General features: G+C 50.9%; 2 tRNA genes. Both read left to right on the plus strand.

Going from position 1 to position 379, the window contains the following annotated elements:
- Window positions 1-45: 45 nt before the first annotated feature.
- Window positions 46-122 (plus strand) — tRNA-Ile (locus N5923_RS00115).
- A 151-nt stretch (window positions 123-273) separates the two neighbouring features.
- Window positions 274-349, plus strand: a tRNA-Ala gene (locus N5923_RS00120).
- Window positions 350-379 lie beyond the last annotated feature (30 nt).

The following is a 379-nucleotide window of genomic DNA, read 5'->3' on the forward strand; positions in this document are numbered from 1 at the left end:
CACACAGATTGTCTGATGAAAGTAACGAGCAGAAAAAACCTCTACAGGCTTGTAGCTCAGGTGGTTAGAGCGCACCCCTGATAAGGGTGAGGTCGGTGGTTCAAGTCCACTCAGGCCTACCAAATTTTCACTCATGCTGCGTTATGCAGTCGGTCGTTTACCCAGGTAAACTTCCCTCCCGCATGCCTTGCCTGAGCAAAAATTAACATTTGTGCTGTTGTACAGATGTGACTCCTCGCGAGTGGTAGTAGTTGGTCTCTGCAGTAACTGTATGGGGCTATAGCTCAGCTGGGAGAGCGCCTGCCTTGCACGCAGGAGGTCAGCGGTTCGATCCCGCTTAGCTCCACCATACCGTTACTAAAAATACTTCAGAGCACGC

The sequence above is a fragment of the Winslowiella arboricola genome (assembly GCF_025527015.1).
Lineage (GTDB): Bacteria > Pseudomonadota > Gammaproteobacteria > Enterobacterales > Enterobacteriaceae > Erwinia > Erwinia arboricola.